We start from the raw sequence: 14,061 nt of genomic DNA on the forward strand, positions 1-14,061 counted from the left end.
AACTTAGCAACACGTGTGTTTGCTTTTGTTACATGAAATATGGTATATTTACGTTATGCGCATCACCAAAAACCAAAAACACTCTTATAAAGGGGGTAAGTGTGCATGAAGAAGCTTGTTGGAATCTTAGTGGTACTTCTGGCCATCTCGGTTGCTTTCTCTGCTACAGTAACTCTGAATCCCTACTTGACAGGAACACTGTGGGGGCATGTAGAACTCGATAAGAACGGCCTGGACACAGATCTGGGCTTCACTCTTGTGGGAATCGGCTTCGGAGCGTCTGCAGATGTCGATGGTCTGACATTTAGTCTAGACATCGACCTTGCTGGAAAAGCAGTAACTCTCAACTCTTTCACGGTCGAGAACGACAAGGCCGCCGCCAGCTGGTACGAGGCAAAGTCTTTTGCGTATGACCTCGGCTACGGTCTTAACTGGTTCTCTTATTATGGCATGACAAAGGGAACCACTTTCGTTCTCAATCTAAAGGAACTCGGTCTTCAGGTTGCCACTCAGGAACCTGACCTGCTGGGTGCAAGCGATAGGATAGCTCTTAGAGGAGCATGGGACATTTTCTCCTTCTCTGCACAGACCGGACTCAATGCTCTTAAGTGGAGCGGCGATGTAATCCTTGAGGCAGCTCTGGTACCTTTCAAAGGTCTAACGATTAAGGGCGGTGTCAGTGCAAGCGACCTTACGGGAACTCCAGTCTTCAATTACGTAGTCGATGTCGGTTACGTTCTTGAAGTCGGTCTTCTGACTCTGAACCCATATGCGAGATACTCCGATACTCTTGGACAGTGGGTCGGTCTCAACGTTGGATATGAAATAGGTGTTCTTGCTATTGATGCAAACGTGGAATACGACATCGCTGCAAATGCGCTTGGTGCATGGATACAGCCCGTCATTTCCAAGGATGGAATCGGCTATGCGGGAGTCAAGTTCGTATATAACTATGACTTCGCAACTCCGGCACAGACAATGGAGCTGGGCTTCCTGGTTAAGTCTCTCGGTTGGGCAGCAGGTCCTGTTAGTCTCGACGTCTTCGTCGGTTCAGGTGATTTCAGAACAAAGGATGATGTAAACAAAGCAGGTTTTGGATATCAGATTCTCACAGACGTTCTTGCCGACTGGACAAACATATCTGCTTATGCAGAAGCTGGTTTGTCACTCGAGATGGGCGGATTCAAGCCGACGATCGGCGCCAATGGCGGATACTACATTAAGGACTCAGCATCTGCGCTCAACGTGAACCTGAGCTTCCCCGTTCTTGATCTCGTTACTTTCGAGGCAAACGTTGATATTCTCCCCGCAGTTGACTGGTCAGTTGGACTTTACTTCTCCAAAACATTCTGATTCAGTTGGTATATGAGCCGGCCCTCTTGGGCCGGTTTTTTTGAGGTAAGAGAATGAGGGGAATATATATATTTCTGGGTAATCTCTTAATGATCATTGCAGTGACAATAGCACTGTTGTTTGGAGGAGGGCAGGTTGTCAATTCTCTGCTGGAGGGAAAGAGCATTGATATAGACATTATGGACTTTCTCTTTCCATTTGCTCTGTTTATTACCGGTTTCTTCCTTCAGTATTGTTCTCTTGCTAAGAGAATTGCTCTGCCGATCTTTGAAGAGCTGCTGCTTGGCGCCACTCTGTTTCTATATATCAGAGATAGCCTTGCAGGCGGCTTCACCTGGTGGCTGACTCCTCTGAGAGACTACATTCCCTCTTCTCTTGCCTTTACGATCATTGGCTACCTGTTGCCGGGAGTAATCGTCTTTGTCATGGCGACGCTAATAGTACTTATGATCATAGTCTCTGGAGAAAAGGAAGAGGAGTAGAGAGGCTAACTTTCAAGAAGAGTATCGCTTTGGCCTGTGAACTGGTGGAAAACAGGAAATAATCAGACTTGACTTGTTCGAGGAGTGATTGTGAGAAACATCTATCACTCAATGATCGACTTCATCTGGAAGTCTGAGAAGTCGAAAGTTGATGTTCAATCGATTATGAACGCTTACTTGTTAGGGCTTGTAGAGTTAGCAACTTTCAATAATGTGATTACAAGTATTGTCAGACTATGTTGGTGTGTTTTACTTCCGATAAGACTCCCCCGGCTGCTATGATCTCACTTAGTATTGAAAAAAGGTCGAAGTAACATTTCAACTAGCTTCAATACTTCTTAGAAGACCGATAGAGTTTTCAGAAAAAGTACTTTCTGAACCAGTATAGGTTTGTGGATAAGGATCAACCCTGTTTGGCTTTTGAAAGAGAAATGATTATCTTCATCTTAGGCAGGTCAATAAGATGACTGAGATTGTTTGTTTGTATATGAAGCCAAATCTTATTGGGACAAGTATAAGAAACAGCCAAGGAATTAGCAGGTGTTGTTGGAAAGATAGCCCCCAATCAGGTGAATTCATTCCACCTAAATTGGATCCCAGGCAAGCAGCTGTGAGAGATCCGAGCTTGACAGCAACTGCAGGATACTCGGCCGCTCACTTAAACTGGACAGTATAATTGATGATGCTCACTTTATCAAGATTCTTTGCATCAGCAAGCAATCGACTGGACTGCGAACACTGGATAAAGGTAATCCGATTATGTCAGGGATTCCCAAAAGAAAGCCGAAAAATACTTCACGGATGATGGCCTAATCTCTGTCTTAAGACTACCTCTTTTTCATTCAGAATCTGCATAACTAGATTTCGCTCCGAGCTTGAGGTGCGTCTCTTATGAGAACACACATTGTTTGTGACTGCTTGGAAGAGAGAAGGAGCGGCTGGAATTTACAGAGTGGAGTTACTGTTATTGTTTTCGCGAACCTGAAAGACCTGGTTACACAAACCGTTGCTTCTGCTGAGAATGTATTATCTTCTGAAAACGAGTCCGTAGGGGATAAAATATCGCTTAAGAAAGCGGGTCATTCGACCCGCTTAAAATCCAGCCTATTAGCTTCTTAAAGGTCTAGTACCCTAGAGATCTGGGATCGAGAGCATCTCTCAGTGCATCCCCGAGGAGGTTGAAGCCCATAACAACAATGAATATGAATATCCCCGGTATTAGTAACCAGGGAGCTTCTGTCATTGCCTTTATACTTTGTGCCTGCGACAACATCAATCCCCAGCTTGCCGAAGGTTCAGTTATTCCCAGCCCAAGGAAACTTAAGCCTGCTTCTCCAAGAATGTATCCGGGTATCGACAGAGTTGCTGCAACGATAATGTACGTTGCCGTGTTCGGGATTATGTGCCGTAAAATAACTCGCGATGATGGATAACCCATAGCAACGGCTGCTTGAACGAACTCTGTCTCTTTCAGTCCCAGAACCATGCCTCGGATTACCCTTGACATCCCGGGCCAACCAATAAAACTCAGAATTACAACTATCAAGAGATAAGTCATATGCGAAGGTATGCTTGTAGGCAGAATCGCACGCAGCGAGATCAAAAGATAGAAACTGGGTATCGACATCAGAACCTCGGTGACCCTCATGAGAATTTCATCGGTAATACCACCAAAATATCCAGCGGCACCTCCAATCGAAAGTCCAAGAGAGAAAGTGATAAGTATGGCAAGAAGTCCAATACTCATAGAAATTCTAGACCCAGCAAGAATCCTCGAGAATACGTCCCTTCCGTATCTGTCTGCCCCAAACAACAAGAGTTTCGATGGCTGGTCTGTTCCGAATAAGTGAATGTTAGTTGGAAATAACCATAAGAGCTTGTAATCCCAGGACTTGGCGAAGAACTTGATCGGGTACTTAACAGTTTCGTACTCTGTAACTTCGGGTTCGACGACTACTCCAAGAAGATTAGGTGAGATTTCGAGCTCGGTTAGAAACTCCTTTGCTAGCTCAACGTCTTCTCCATCAATGTCGATAACTTCATTGTAAATACTTATAGCCTCGAGAACAATGTCCTTGATTTCTGCTTCCTTTTGAGCAAACACTCTGTGAAGAGAACGCTCAGTTACGACTTTTACTGGCGGCCCAATCCTTTGAAGTTCTCTGAACCTGCTTGGGCTAAGGGAATCTATGGTGGTTCTATTAGAAGTCTCACTGACCATCATCTTTTCGAAGAGCTCCAGTTCGCTCAGCTTGATGTTCTGGATAACCGAGTAGTCGGGTTGTCCCAGATTAGCCCTATTGCCTTCTGCGTCAAGAGCATATCTAACCGTTTTTATGGTAAGAAATATATCTATTACCCCGTCTTTACCCTTTGTGAAAGTGGTTTCTGTGCCAGTTGACCTATCCAACGCAGTGATCGAACCTATTGAAACACCTTCAACAAATGTTGTTCTGTACGTTTCGGGGTCTCTTTCCATTACCCAGGCGTAAATGTAAGGAGCAGTAAGCTTACCGCTCTCGTCGGTCCAATGAACTCTTGAAGGTGGCGCAAAAGAAAGTCCCTGTGTCTGTTCATAAGGGTTGGTAGGGGACAAGAAGTCGGCCAGCAATGCTATGATGTACATGATTATCAGGATCCATAAAGAAATCATCCCCAACTTGTGCTTTCTCAAAGCTCTCCACACAAGCTGCCATCTACTCATGTACTTTACTTCAAAGAGATCTTCTTTACTGACTTCAGCACTTTTCAATGTATTGTTATCATTGGTTTTTTTCTTCTTCATTTTACACCCCTCAGCTCAGTCTATAACGAATTCTGGGATCGACCCATGCAAGCAGAAGATCGGCCAGCAGATTGCCGACTACCAGAAGGACAGCGGAAAGGAGCAACGTGGCCATGACAAGGAACAAATCCTGAGCATTCAGGGCTTCAATGACTAGTCTTCCCATTCCTGGCCAGCCGAAAACCGTCTCTGTAAGAACTGCGCCGCCGAGCAAACCAGAAAGTGCATATCCAAACATTGTGACTATAGGATTGATAGCATTTCGAACTGCGTGCTTGTAGATAACGTTCTTCTCAGGCATTCCCTTTGCCCTAGCAAAAAGAACATAGTCTTGCCTCAGCTGGTCGAGCAACTGACCTCTCATTTGCCTCATCAGACCGGCAAGTCCAGCAGTACCCAAGGTGACCATTGGCCCGACCACGTGCCAGAGATAATCACCGATCTTGCCGATAATACTCAGTTCGTTGAAGTTTTGCGAGATCAATCCTCCTATTGGGAACCACCCTGTCTTCGCCGACATAAAGAGCCATAGCAAAGCAAAGAAGAAGTTTGGAATAGAAATACCAATGAATGCAAGGAAGGCAAAAGCCTGATCACTGAGCGAGTATTGATGAAGGGCTGAATATATGCCAAGAGGAATGCCGATTCCCCAGGTAAAAATCAGTGTGGTGATGCTAAGCAGAAGAGTTGCTCCCAGTCTCCTGAAAACCAGTTCGAAGACAGGAATCCTGTAACTAAATGAATAACCGAAGTTCCCTGTAAGAACGTTGCCCAACCACTTGAAATACTGAACGAATACATTCTGATCAAGGCCAAATTGATTCTCAAGAACCTTTATCTGATCTCTCGAAATAGAAGGGTTTAACCTGTATGCATCCAAGAAATCACCGGGGGCAGCGGATATAATCATGAAGGCCAGTATAGAGACTCCGAGCAGAACCGGAATTGCTAGAATCAGCCTTCTAACTATATATTTCAGCACCTTATTCCCTCCTCAAAACTCACACTAAGTCTCTCGATGATACGAAAAGCGGGAGGGAAACCCTCCCGCAACGAGAATTAAGATATTACTCTTTCCACCAGCCTTCTAACTGGAATAGCAGGCCTGTTGCAGGTGTTAGTTTTTCGACCGGCATCTTAATATTGTTCTTGTAGACATAAAGGAAGTTCTGTGCCATTGTGAACACAATTGGCTGATACTCAGCAAAGAGCATCTGGAATTCAGCAAATAGGTCATATCTGTCTTGTGGATCAACCGCTGACGTCTGGAGTCTGTAGATTTCATCGACTCTCTTCTCCCAGTCGGGGAGAATATACATGTCCTCAGTTATGTGATCGTCAGGATTGTAGTCCGGAGGATAGTTCCAGAAGTGCAGTCCGCCGTCAAGCCTGTAAACGTTCCAGCCTGTTCCGGGGTCAACACTACCGGTGAGTCCAATGACGACAGCGTCGTAGGTCGCATCTGTCAGTCTTGAAACAACGGTATTGAAGTCAATAGGTCTGAAATTGACCTTAATTCCAAGTTTTGCAGCCCCATCGACGATGATGTTGCTTATTGCCTCTCTGACTACGTTTCCAGCATTTGTAGTGAGCTCAAACTCAATCGGGTTTCCATTTGCATCAACACAGGTTCCATCTGGAAGCCAGTCGAAGCCGCCTCTCCTGAGCTGAAGTCTGGCTCTAGTTATTGAGTACTTGTAATCGAATTTCTCGATTTCAGGGTAGTAGAAACCGCTTGATGGAGAGACCGGACCGTATAGAGGAGAGCCAAGCCCATTGTATAGAGATTCAATTATAGCGTCTCTATCCATCGCGTAGACGAAAGCTCTTCTGAACCCATCGTTTCTGAACCATTCTCGCTTAACGGGATCTGGGTTGTTGAAGTTGAAGGTAACAAACTGCGAGCCGAGAGCGGGACCACCGACACCGGTTATCCAGCCCTTATCTGCGGCCATTTCTGCTAGCCTTGGGAACTGCTCGGCAGTCGGTCCGTAGAGATCGATCTGTCCTGCTTCAAATCTGAGCAGAGAGGTATTCTGGTCGGCGAGAAGCTCGTAATTCAGCTTATCGAAGTATGGCAATCTTACACCGTTGCCATCGACTTTCCAGTAATATGGATTTCTCTCGAAAACGATTCTGACGCCTTCGATGTAATCTGTAATCACAAAGGGCCCCATTCCAACAAGCTTGTCAAAGTCAGCGATCGTCCAGAATTCCGGATAGGTACCGTTGGCGACAACTTCCTCGAGCACATGCTTTGGCATGATGGGGCGGAAGCCGATCTGCCTAAGGGCCGTTACCTGGGGAACTGTCCAGGTGAAGGAAATTGTGGTATCATCTACAATTTCTACAACCGGTAGCTGGTCGTTGGAATCCAGATAGGACCCGTTGCCGTTTGCCGTGTTTTCCGGGACAAAGGAAACATTTACGAATGTCCAGTAAACATCGTCAAGTGTGAATGGTGCTCCATCGGACCACTGAATGCCCTCTCTTATCTGCACGAAGAAAGTCAATCCGTCATCAGAGAACCACCAGTCTTTTGCAAGACCGGGAAGCGACGGCATACCACCCTCATCGGCTTCAATAAGAGTTGCCAGTATGAATCCTAGAGGATCTGTTGAACTAGTTTCCTGTGCCCAGTCATAGTTAAATGTCTTTGGATCTCCCAAGCCCCAGTAATAGAAAGTACCTCCGGGCTTGCCGTTCCATGTCTCTTCTACGTGATACTCGGGAGCTGCGAAAAGGATTCCAACAGCAATGAGTACTACGAGAAGCACTAAGAGTTTCTTCATTTACTTTCCCCTCCTTGTTCATGAGATGTGGAATAAAGATGGCACGCAACATAATGGTTTTCATCCGCCTTGAACATGGGCGGATATTCCTTGGTACAAATATCCATTCTGTACTTGCATCTCGGATTGAAGAAACAGCCAGACGGTCTGTTTATTGGACTGGGAACCTGTCCGCCAACCAGGTCTTTCCGGTTACGTTTCTTCTTTGGATCGGGTATTGGAGCAGCCGCCAGGAGCGCCTTTGTGTAAGGATGCAATGGGTTGCTGAAGATCGACTCACTATTGCCCTGCTCTACGATCCTACCAAGATACATGACAGAGACTTCTTGAGAAATAAACCTTACCAGAGAAAGATTATGAGAGATAAATACATAACCTGCATTGAGCTGCTCCTGCAGCTTCTCAAAGAGATTGACTATCTGAGCTTGAACCGAAACATCCAAGGCAGAAGTCGGCTCATCGAGAACGATGAGATCGGGGTTTACACTGATAGCCCTTGCAACGGCTATTCTCTGCCTCTGACCACCGCTGAACTGGTGCGGATATCTGTCCACGTGATATTGCTTAAGACCGACTTTTACAAGCAGTTCCTTCACCATTTCAACTGCTTCGTCAAGGTCTTTTGCAAGTTTGTGAAAAAGGAGTGGTTCAGTTAACATCTGCCCAACTGTCATCCTTGGATTCAGAGAAGACATTGGGTCCTGAAATACTATCTGTGCCTTTTGCCTGAGAAGCTTCTTCTTGTGATCTGACTTATCAAATAGAATATCGATTGCCTTGGAAGAGTCCTTATTGACACTATTGTAGATCTCGTACATCTTCTTTTCGAAAGGCTCAAAACCAACTCCGTCACCATTATTAAATTTCTCCGTATCGAAATACTTCTCTTTCAGATACTGTTTTGCCCTTCGCTTCTTCATGAAGTAGAAAGTGGTGTCTTCTTCATCAATGAGCATCTCTCCATCAGTCACTTCATGAAGGCGGATAATCGACTTACCGATTGTAGTCTTGCCACAACCCGATTCTCCAACTATACCGATTGTCTTTCCTCTATCTACCGAGAAAGAAACATCATCAACTGCCTTGACGAATCCTACAACTCTCTCGATGAGGAAACCTTGCTTGACTGGAAAGTATTTTTTCAGATTTCTAACTTCAAGAAGCTTCATTCTTGAGCCTCCTTGACCAGCAATACTTTGTTAGTGATTGGGTTCCAGCATCTGACGAAATGATTATCCTTCATTTGCTCAAGCTGTGGCATCTCTTTGTAGCATTTGTCTGTTGCTCTTGAGCACCTTGGAAGGAATGGGCATAGCACGGGTGGATTCAACATAACTGGCGGCTGGCCAGGAATAGGAAGGAGTTTATCTTGTTTTATATCAAGTCTTGGAATGCACTCAAGAAGTGCAAATGTGTATGGATTCATCGGACTGTCAAAGATTTCGAGAGAGTCCGCCATTTCCATTTGATAGCTTCCATACATAACGCTGATTCTCGTAGCAATTTCAGCGATTACTGCGAGATCATGGGTAATGAAAATCATGCTGCTGTTGAACTGCTCCTGAAGATCCTTCATCAGTTCTAAAATCTGAGCTTGAACTGTCACGTCTAGAGCTGTTGAAGGCTCATCGGCAACCAGGATTTCAGGATCGCACGACAGCGCTATCGCTATTACTACTCTCTGGCGCTGTCCCCCGGAGAGTTGAAAGGGATAATCATCGATTCGTTCGGAAGGCTTAGGAATTCCTACCTGTTCGAGAAGCTTTATCGATCGTTCTCTTGCTTCCTCTTCGGTAACTTTCTTGTGATGAACAATGGTCTCTATCATCTGGTTACCAACTGTGTACATCGGGTCAAGGGAGGTCATAGGGTCTTGAAAGATCATCCCTATGTGTTTTCCCCTGACTCTGGAGAAACTATCTTTCGGAAGCTTTGCCAAGTCAATATAATCCTTTTCACCGCTATTACTGAATTCGTCGGTTAAAAAGAGAATCTCGCCACCAGCAATAAAGCCTGGGTTATCAACCATTCCGGCAACTGTTTTCACAGTTACACTCTTACCAGAACCGGTCTCTCCAACTATTCCCAAGACCTCATCTCGATAAAGATCGAAAGAGACATCTTGAACGGCCTTAACAACTCCCTCGGCCATATTGAAGTGAGTAGAGAGGTTTTTTACCGAAAGGATTGGCCTTTCCTGCAACCAAATCACCCCATATTCATTTTTCTCGAATTATCACCCACGGAGTTAAGTAAATGCTTACTGTATAATTATTACATATATTTGCACATAATATCAAGTGGCCGGAGGCGATGTATGTTAGAAGCAGTAAGGGAAATATGGTTTGGAGAAGGTACTACCTACGTCAAGATATGTTACGGTAATGTGTATGCTGACGGAGAAGCAGGACAACTTGGAGATCGTGGAAAAGTGGACGGACTGGATATCTTGTCAGTAAATGAGTCGAATAATGAGATTCTTATCAAAGTAGATGGAATAATAGATAAGGACAGAGGTGAATCGGTGGACATCAGGATCGATGAGACGAGGAGATGGGACATCTCGCAGCAGCACACTGCGCAGCACCTGTTATCGGCAGTGTTTCTTCGAGAATTGGATGCCGAAACCGTTGGGTTTCAGATGGGGGAAGAACACACGACAATCGACCTTTCGCTTGGTGTTCTCACAGATGATATGATTTCTCACGTTGAGAGAATCTGCAACGATTTGATCGGTGAGAATCTTCCAGTAAAAAGCTTCAGTGTCAAAAGATCTCAGCTCCAGGAGTTGGGATTGAGGAAAGAGATAGATCGGAGAATCAGCGAAAGTGACAAGGACATCAGAGTGATTGAGATTGAAGGGATAGATGTAAGCGCCTGCTCGGGTCTTCATGTTGAGAGGACGGGGCAAATTAGGCTCGTGAAAATCCTGAAACGCGAGAAAGTCAAGGGTTCTCTCACCAGAGTTTTCTTCGCCGCGGGAAATAGAGCCCTAGATGACTATGTCGCAAAACACAATCTCACAACCAAGTCGGCTTTATTTCTTACCTGCAAATACTCCGATCTGCCGAATCGGATCGAATCCTTAATAGGCGAGCTCAAAGCAAGCAATTCGATAATAAGAAGCCTCTCTGAAAGGCTAGGTCATTATATAGCGGAAGATATTGATAGATCGCGATCGAGGATTACTTTTCTTGAAGAAGAGGAGAGTGTTCTAGCTGCAATTACCAAATTCGTCACACTGGAAGAGTATCTTATTATTGGAAAGGCAAATGATAGATTCCTGCTTTTTGGTAAAGGCTTTGACTGTCAGGAGGTCCTTACAAGAGTCAAGGAAGAACTGGAAGTTAGAGGTGGTTCTGGTAAGGATAGAGGGCAGTTTCTTTTCGAAGGAGATTTTTCAGCGGTAAAGGAGCTTATTCTAAAGAACTTCTCATAATTGGAAGAGTTGGTGAATGAATTGAAGACGAGAATTCCTCCGAATAGTATTGAATCTGAAGAGGCTGTTATAGGGAGCATCTTGATTGATCCAGATGTGGTCCCGGATGTGATGGAGCTTCTCACAAGTAGGGATTTCTACTCTCGAAAGAACCAGTTGATCTTCTCCGCAATGGAGAAGTTGTTTGATGAGGGGAGTCCGGTGGATATTGTGTCAGTTACTGAAAGACTAAGAACCGGCGGAGTGCTCGAAGAAATGGGAGGCGAAATCGAGCTTGCCAAACTCGCGGATGTCGTTCCAACTTCTGCCAACTTCTTTTATTACGGCAAGACTGTAAAGGAGAAGGCTCTTCTGCGATCGCTGATAACTGCGGCCAGCTCGATAGTTGAAAACGCATATGAGGGAGAAGAAACAGACGAGATCCTTGACAATGCAGAGAAAGCGATATTCCAGATTACAGAGGCGCAGATTTCGAAGACGTATCAGCATATTGGTAAAATAATGCATGAGCTATTCCAGAATCTTGAAAGGCTGAAAGAGAATGCGGTGACCGGTAGGATCACGGGTATCGCATCTGGTTACAGGAAATTGGATGAAGTTACCACAGGATTTAGACCGTCGGATTTAGTTATTGTTGCTGCACGTCCATCGATGGGAAAGACTGCTTTTGCTCTTAGTCTGGCAACCAATATGTCTCTGAGATTTCAGTTGCCAGTAGCTGTCTTCTGCCTTGAGATGTCGAAGGAACAGCTTGCACAGCGACTTCTGTGTAATGTCACTAATTTTGAACTATCTCGCCTCAGGGCAGGAGATATTGGCACTGAAGATTGGAAACGTTTGACAAATGGTGCCAGTACCCTGCAGACGGCTCCTATAATTATAGACGATGAACCATCCCTTGATCCCAGAACGCTCAGAGCAAAGGCGAGGAGAATCAAGATGGAGCACAACGTTCAGGTCATATTTGTCGATTACCTCCAACTGATGCATACGAAAGGCAGATCCGACAACCGTCAGCAGGAGATCTCGGAGATCTCGAGATCTATGAAGCTCCTGGCAAGGGAATTGAACATCACCGTTGTTGCACTTTCGCAGCTTTCCAGAGCGGTGGAGCAAAGAGAAGACAAGATGCCGCGTCTTAGTGATCTCCGTGAGTCTGGAGCTATTGAACAAGATGCTGACACAGTGATGTTCCTTTATCGTGATGATTATTACAAAGATAAGAGCGATGTAAGCAATTTTCCACAGGTTACCAAAGTGATAATCGGAAAGCAAAGAAATGGTCCGGTAGGTACCATAGAACTGATGTTCCATCCAAAAACTGCAACTTTTTACGACAAGGCGTTTGAAGAAGAATGATGATAGAAGCATTTGATTTGACAAGGCGTTTCGGGGATCTAACAGCCGTTGATAATCTGAATCTGAGAGTATCGTCAGGAGAGATATACGGTTTTCTTGGACCAAACGGCGCGGGCAAGACAACTACTATAAAGATGCTGACCGGAGTAATTGCTCCTAGCTCGGGAAGTATACGAATTGCGGGGCTCGATATTGAAAGAGACCTCATGGAGATCAAACAGATAATATCTGTTGTTCCAGATGAACCTAAGATGTACGAAAATCTCAAGGGAATAGAATTTGTGAAGTTCATAATCGACATATACAAGCTTCAACCCGAAGAGACCATATCAAGGCTTAGAAATCTGGCAGACGCGTTCAAGATCGATTACCTTGGAAAGTACATAGGAGATTACTCTCATGGGATGAAGCAGAAACTCATGGTTGCCATTGCTCTTATGAGAGAATCATCTGTGATATTCCTCGATGAACCTACCGTTGGCCTTGATGCCTCAAGCGCAGGGAAGCTGAAAGCATGGCTTAGAAACATTGCAAATAGGGGAGCAACTGTATTCATGACAACTCACGTGCTCGAAGTAGCGGAAAAGATGTGCGACAGAATTGGAATTATTGATAGAGGTAGGATGATCGCAGAAGGCACGCTTTCTGATCTGAAAGAAAGCTTCGGCAGTGTGGAGTCAAGTCTTGAGGATCTCTTCCTGGACATTACCGGTGATAACGGTGTGAAGGCCTTGATAGAGAGTCTGGAGGGGGAAGAGTGAGGGTTTTTCTGACATTTCTGCACGAGATTCTTGTTGGATCGATAGCAATCTCTCAGCTCTTCTTCTGGGAAGCCTCACTTTCAGCCGGATTGATGCCTTTATCGATTCTTATGGGAATAGTCGTCTACAGACAGGAGTTTGAAAAGAACATATGTTCAAAAGATATGCTTACTGATAGTGCCAAGGGAGTTCTAAAGAAGCCATCTGTCCTGATACTCTTGATTTCGTTGTTGATCTGCTGGAACAGGAGTCTCTTTTCGATTCTTGGTTTTGTTTCATCTATGGCCTTAGTGATCTCACTCGCTTCGTTTTCCTTTCTTCCATTTAGAAAGCTGAGGAGAATAGAGGAGAAATCTGTAGCGGTCTTCATTGCAGCTACCACGCTTATAACAGGTTGGGTATTTCCATCAATTCTGAAATCTTCGCTGTTTACCAGCGGATATCTTCCTTCTTTCTGGCTTCTCCAAATTGTTTCTGGCGACCTTACTGCTTTCATCCTTGTTGTTGTTTTGTCCCTATGGCTTATTAGAATCAGATATCGATTCGACAAGAAAGGCTGAGATTACAAGCAAAACATGAGCTTAACTATAGTTGGCTTTCTAAGTAGTAAAATCGTTATAAGAAACCATTGAAAGGAGCTGAATAATAAATGCAGATTTCACTTGATCAATTCTTGGGTGCGATAATGTCCAGAGTAGATAATCTTGAGGCAACCATAGATGATCTGAGACTCAGAACAAACATCGCTATGCGTTTGGTAAAGTCGGCCGTTCCTCAGCTAACGAAAGATGATGTTGAGAGGGCAGTAAGTGAAGAGCTGGAGGTAACGAAAGAAGCAGGAATGATGGAAGAAAACGACGAAATAGAGGCGATTTCTGAGAAGCTTACAGAAAGTATCTATGGGTGGCTTGAAGGGGACGTATCTGAACTCAGAGAGAAAATGGATGCCTACAGAAAGAAGCTTCAGGAAGCTATGGAAGCTGAGAAGAGCAAAGTAATCGATGTTGCTCCTGCCGGTTTTGTTAACCAGCTTGGTCAGGAGATAGGTAACAAGAAGGGCAAGATAGTTTTCTAGAACTATGGTTGCGGA

General features: G+C 44.8%; 12 protein-coding genes. 7 read left to right on the top strand and 5 right to left on the bottom strand.

Annotated elements, in window-relative coordinates:
• The first annotated feature begins 105 nt into the window (after positions 1 to 105).
• A complete protein-coding gene (locus RJ60_RS01310; protein ID WP_103133882.1) occupies positions 106 to 1,353 on the top strand; it encodes a hypothetical protein in 1,248 nt (415 codons plus the stop codon).
• Between the two features lie 53 nt (positions 1,354 to 1,406).
• The gene (locus RJ60_RS01315; RefSeq protein ID WP_103133883.1) at positions 1,407 to 1,835 is read left to right on the top strand and encodes a hypothetical protein; all 429 of its coding nucleotides are present in this window, start codon (positions 1,407 to 1,409) and stop codon (positions 1,833 to 1,835) included.
• A 1,123-nt stretch (positions 1,836 to 2,958) separates the two neighbouring features.
• Here the strand turns inward: RJ60_RS01315 and RJ60_RS01325 are convergent.
• The 5 genes from RJ60_RS01325 to RJ60_RS01345 all read right to left on the bottom strand — a co-directional run bounded on the left by RJ60_RS01325 (position 2,959) and on the right by RJ60_RS01345 (position 9,615).
• Complete coding sequence (locus RJ60_RS01325) at positions 2,959 to 4,620, bottom strand: ABC transporter permease (protein WP_103133885.1); 1,662 nt, start codon at positions 4,618 to 4,620, stop codon at positions 2,959 to 2,961.
• A gap of 10 nt (positions 4,621 to 4,630) precedes the next feature.
• Positions 4,631 to 5,602, bottom strand: coding sequence for an ABC transporter permease (locus RJ60_RS01330; protein WP_103133886.1), 972 nt, complete (start codon positions 5,600 to 5,602; stop codon positions 4,631 to 4,633).
• An 85-nt stretch (positions 5,603 to 5,687) separates the two neighbouring features.
• Positions 5,688 to 7,412: an ABC transporter substrate-binding protein gene (locus RJ60_RS01335; RefSeq protein WP_103133887.1), complete on the bottom strand. Its 1,725-nt coding sequence runs from the start codon at positions 7,410 to 7,412 to the stop codon at positions 5,688 to 5,690.
• Positions 7,409 to 8,581, bottom strand: a complete 1,173-nt coding sequence (locus RJ60_RS01340) for an ABC transporter ATP-binding protein (RefSeq protein ID WP_103133888.1) — start codon at positions 8,579 to 8,581, stop codon at positions 7,409 to 7,411. Before RJ60_RS01340 ends, RJ60_RS01335 begins: the two co-directional genes overlap by 4 nt.
• On the bottom strand, positions 8,578 to 9,615 hold the full coding sequence (locus tag RJ60_RS01345; RefSeq protein WP_103133889.1) for an ABC transporter ATP-binding protein: 1,038 nt from the start codon (positions 9,613 to 9,615) through the stop codon (positions 8,578 to 8,580). The genes RJ60_RS01340 and RJ60_RS01345 overlap by 4 nt, the downstream gene beginning before the upstream one ends.
• Before the next feature lie 114 nt (positions 9,616 to 9,729).
• Here RJ60_RS01345 and RJ60_RS01350 point away from each other — a divergent pair, with 114 nt between their 5' ends.
• The 5 genes from RJ60_RS01350 (at position 9,730) to RJ60_RS01370 (ending at position 14,046) form a co-directional block, all read left to right on the top strand.
• Positions 9,730 to 10,851, top strand: a complete 1,122-nt coding sequence (locus RJ60_RS01350) for an alanyl-tRNA editing protein (RefSeq protein WP_103133890.1) — start codon at positions 9,730 to 9,732, stop codon at positions 10,849 to 10,851.
• Positions 10,852 to 10,863: 12 nt separating this feature from the next.
• Positions 10,864 to 12,210, top strand: coding sequence for a replicative DNA helicase (gene dnaB, locus RJ60_RS01355; RefSeq protein WP_180979883.1), 1,347 nt, complete (start codon positions 10,864 to 10,866; stop codon positions 12,208 to 12,210).
• Positions 12,210 to 12,971: an ABC transporter ATP-binding protein gene (locus tag RJ60_RS01360; RefSeq protein WP_103133891.1), complete on the top strand. Its 762-nt coding sequence runs from the start codon at positions 12,210 to 12,212 to the stop codon at positions 12,969 to 12,971. The genes dnaB and RJ60_RS01360 overlap by 1 nt, the downstream gene beginning before the upstream one ends.
• Entirely contained in the window at positions 12,968 to 13,531 is a 564-nt protein-coding gene (locus RJ60_RS01365; RefSeq protein ID WP_103133892.1) for a multidrug transporter, read from the top strand. The genes RJ60_RS01360 and RJ60_RS01365 overlap by 4 nt, the downstream gene beginning before the upstream one ends.
• 89 nt (positions 13,532 to 13,620) lie before the next feature.
• A complete protein-coding gene (locus RJ60_RS01370) occupies positions 13,621 to 14,046 on the top strand; it encodes a hypothetical protein (RefSeq protein WP_099830629.1) in 426 nt (141 codons plus the stop codon).
• The last annotated feature ends 15 nt before the right edge of the window (positions 14,047 to 14,061 follow it).

Source organism: Mesotoga sp. B105.6.4, from assembly GCF_002896535.1.
Taxonomy (GTDB): domain Bacteria; phylum Thermotogota; class Thermotogae; order Petrotogales; family Kosmotogaceae; genus Mesotoga.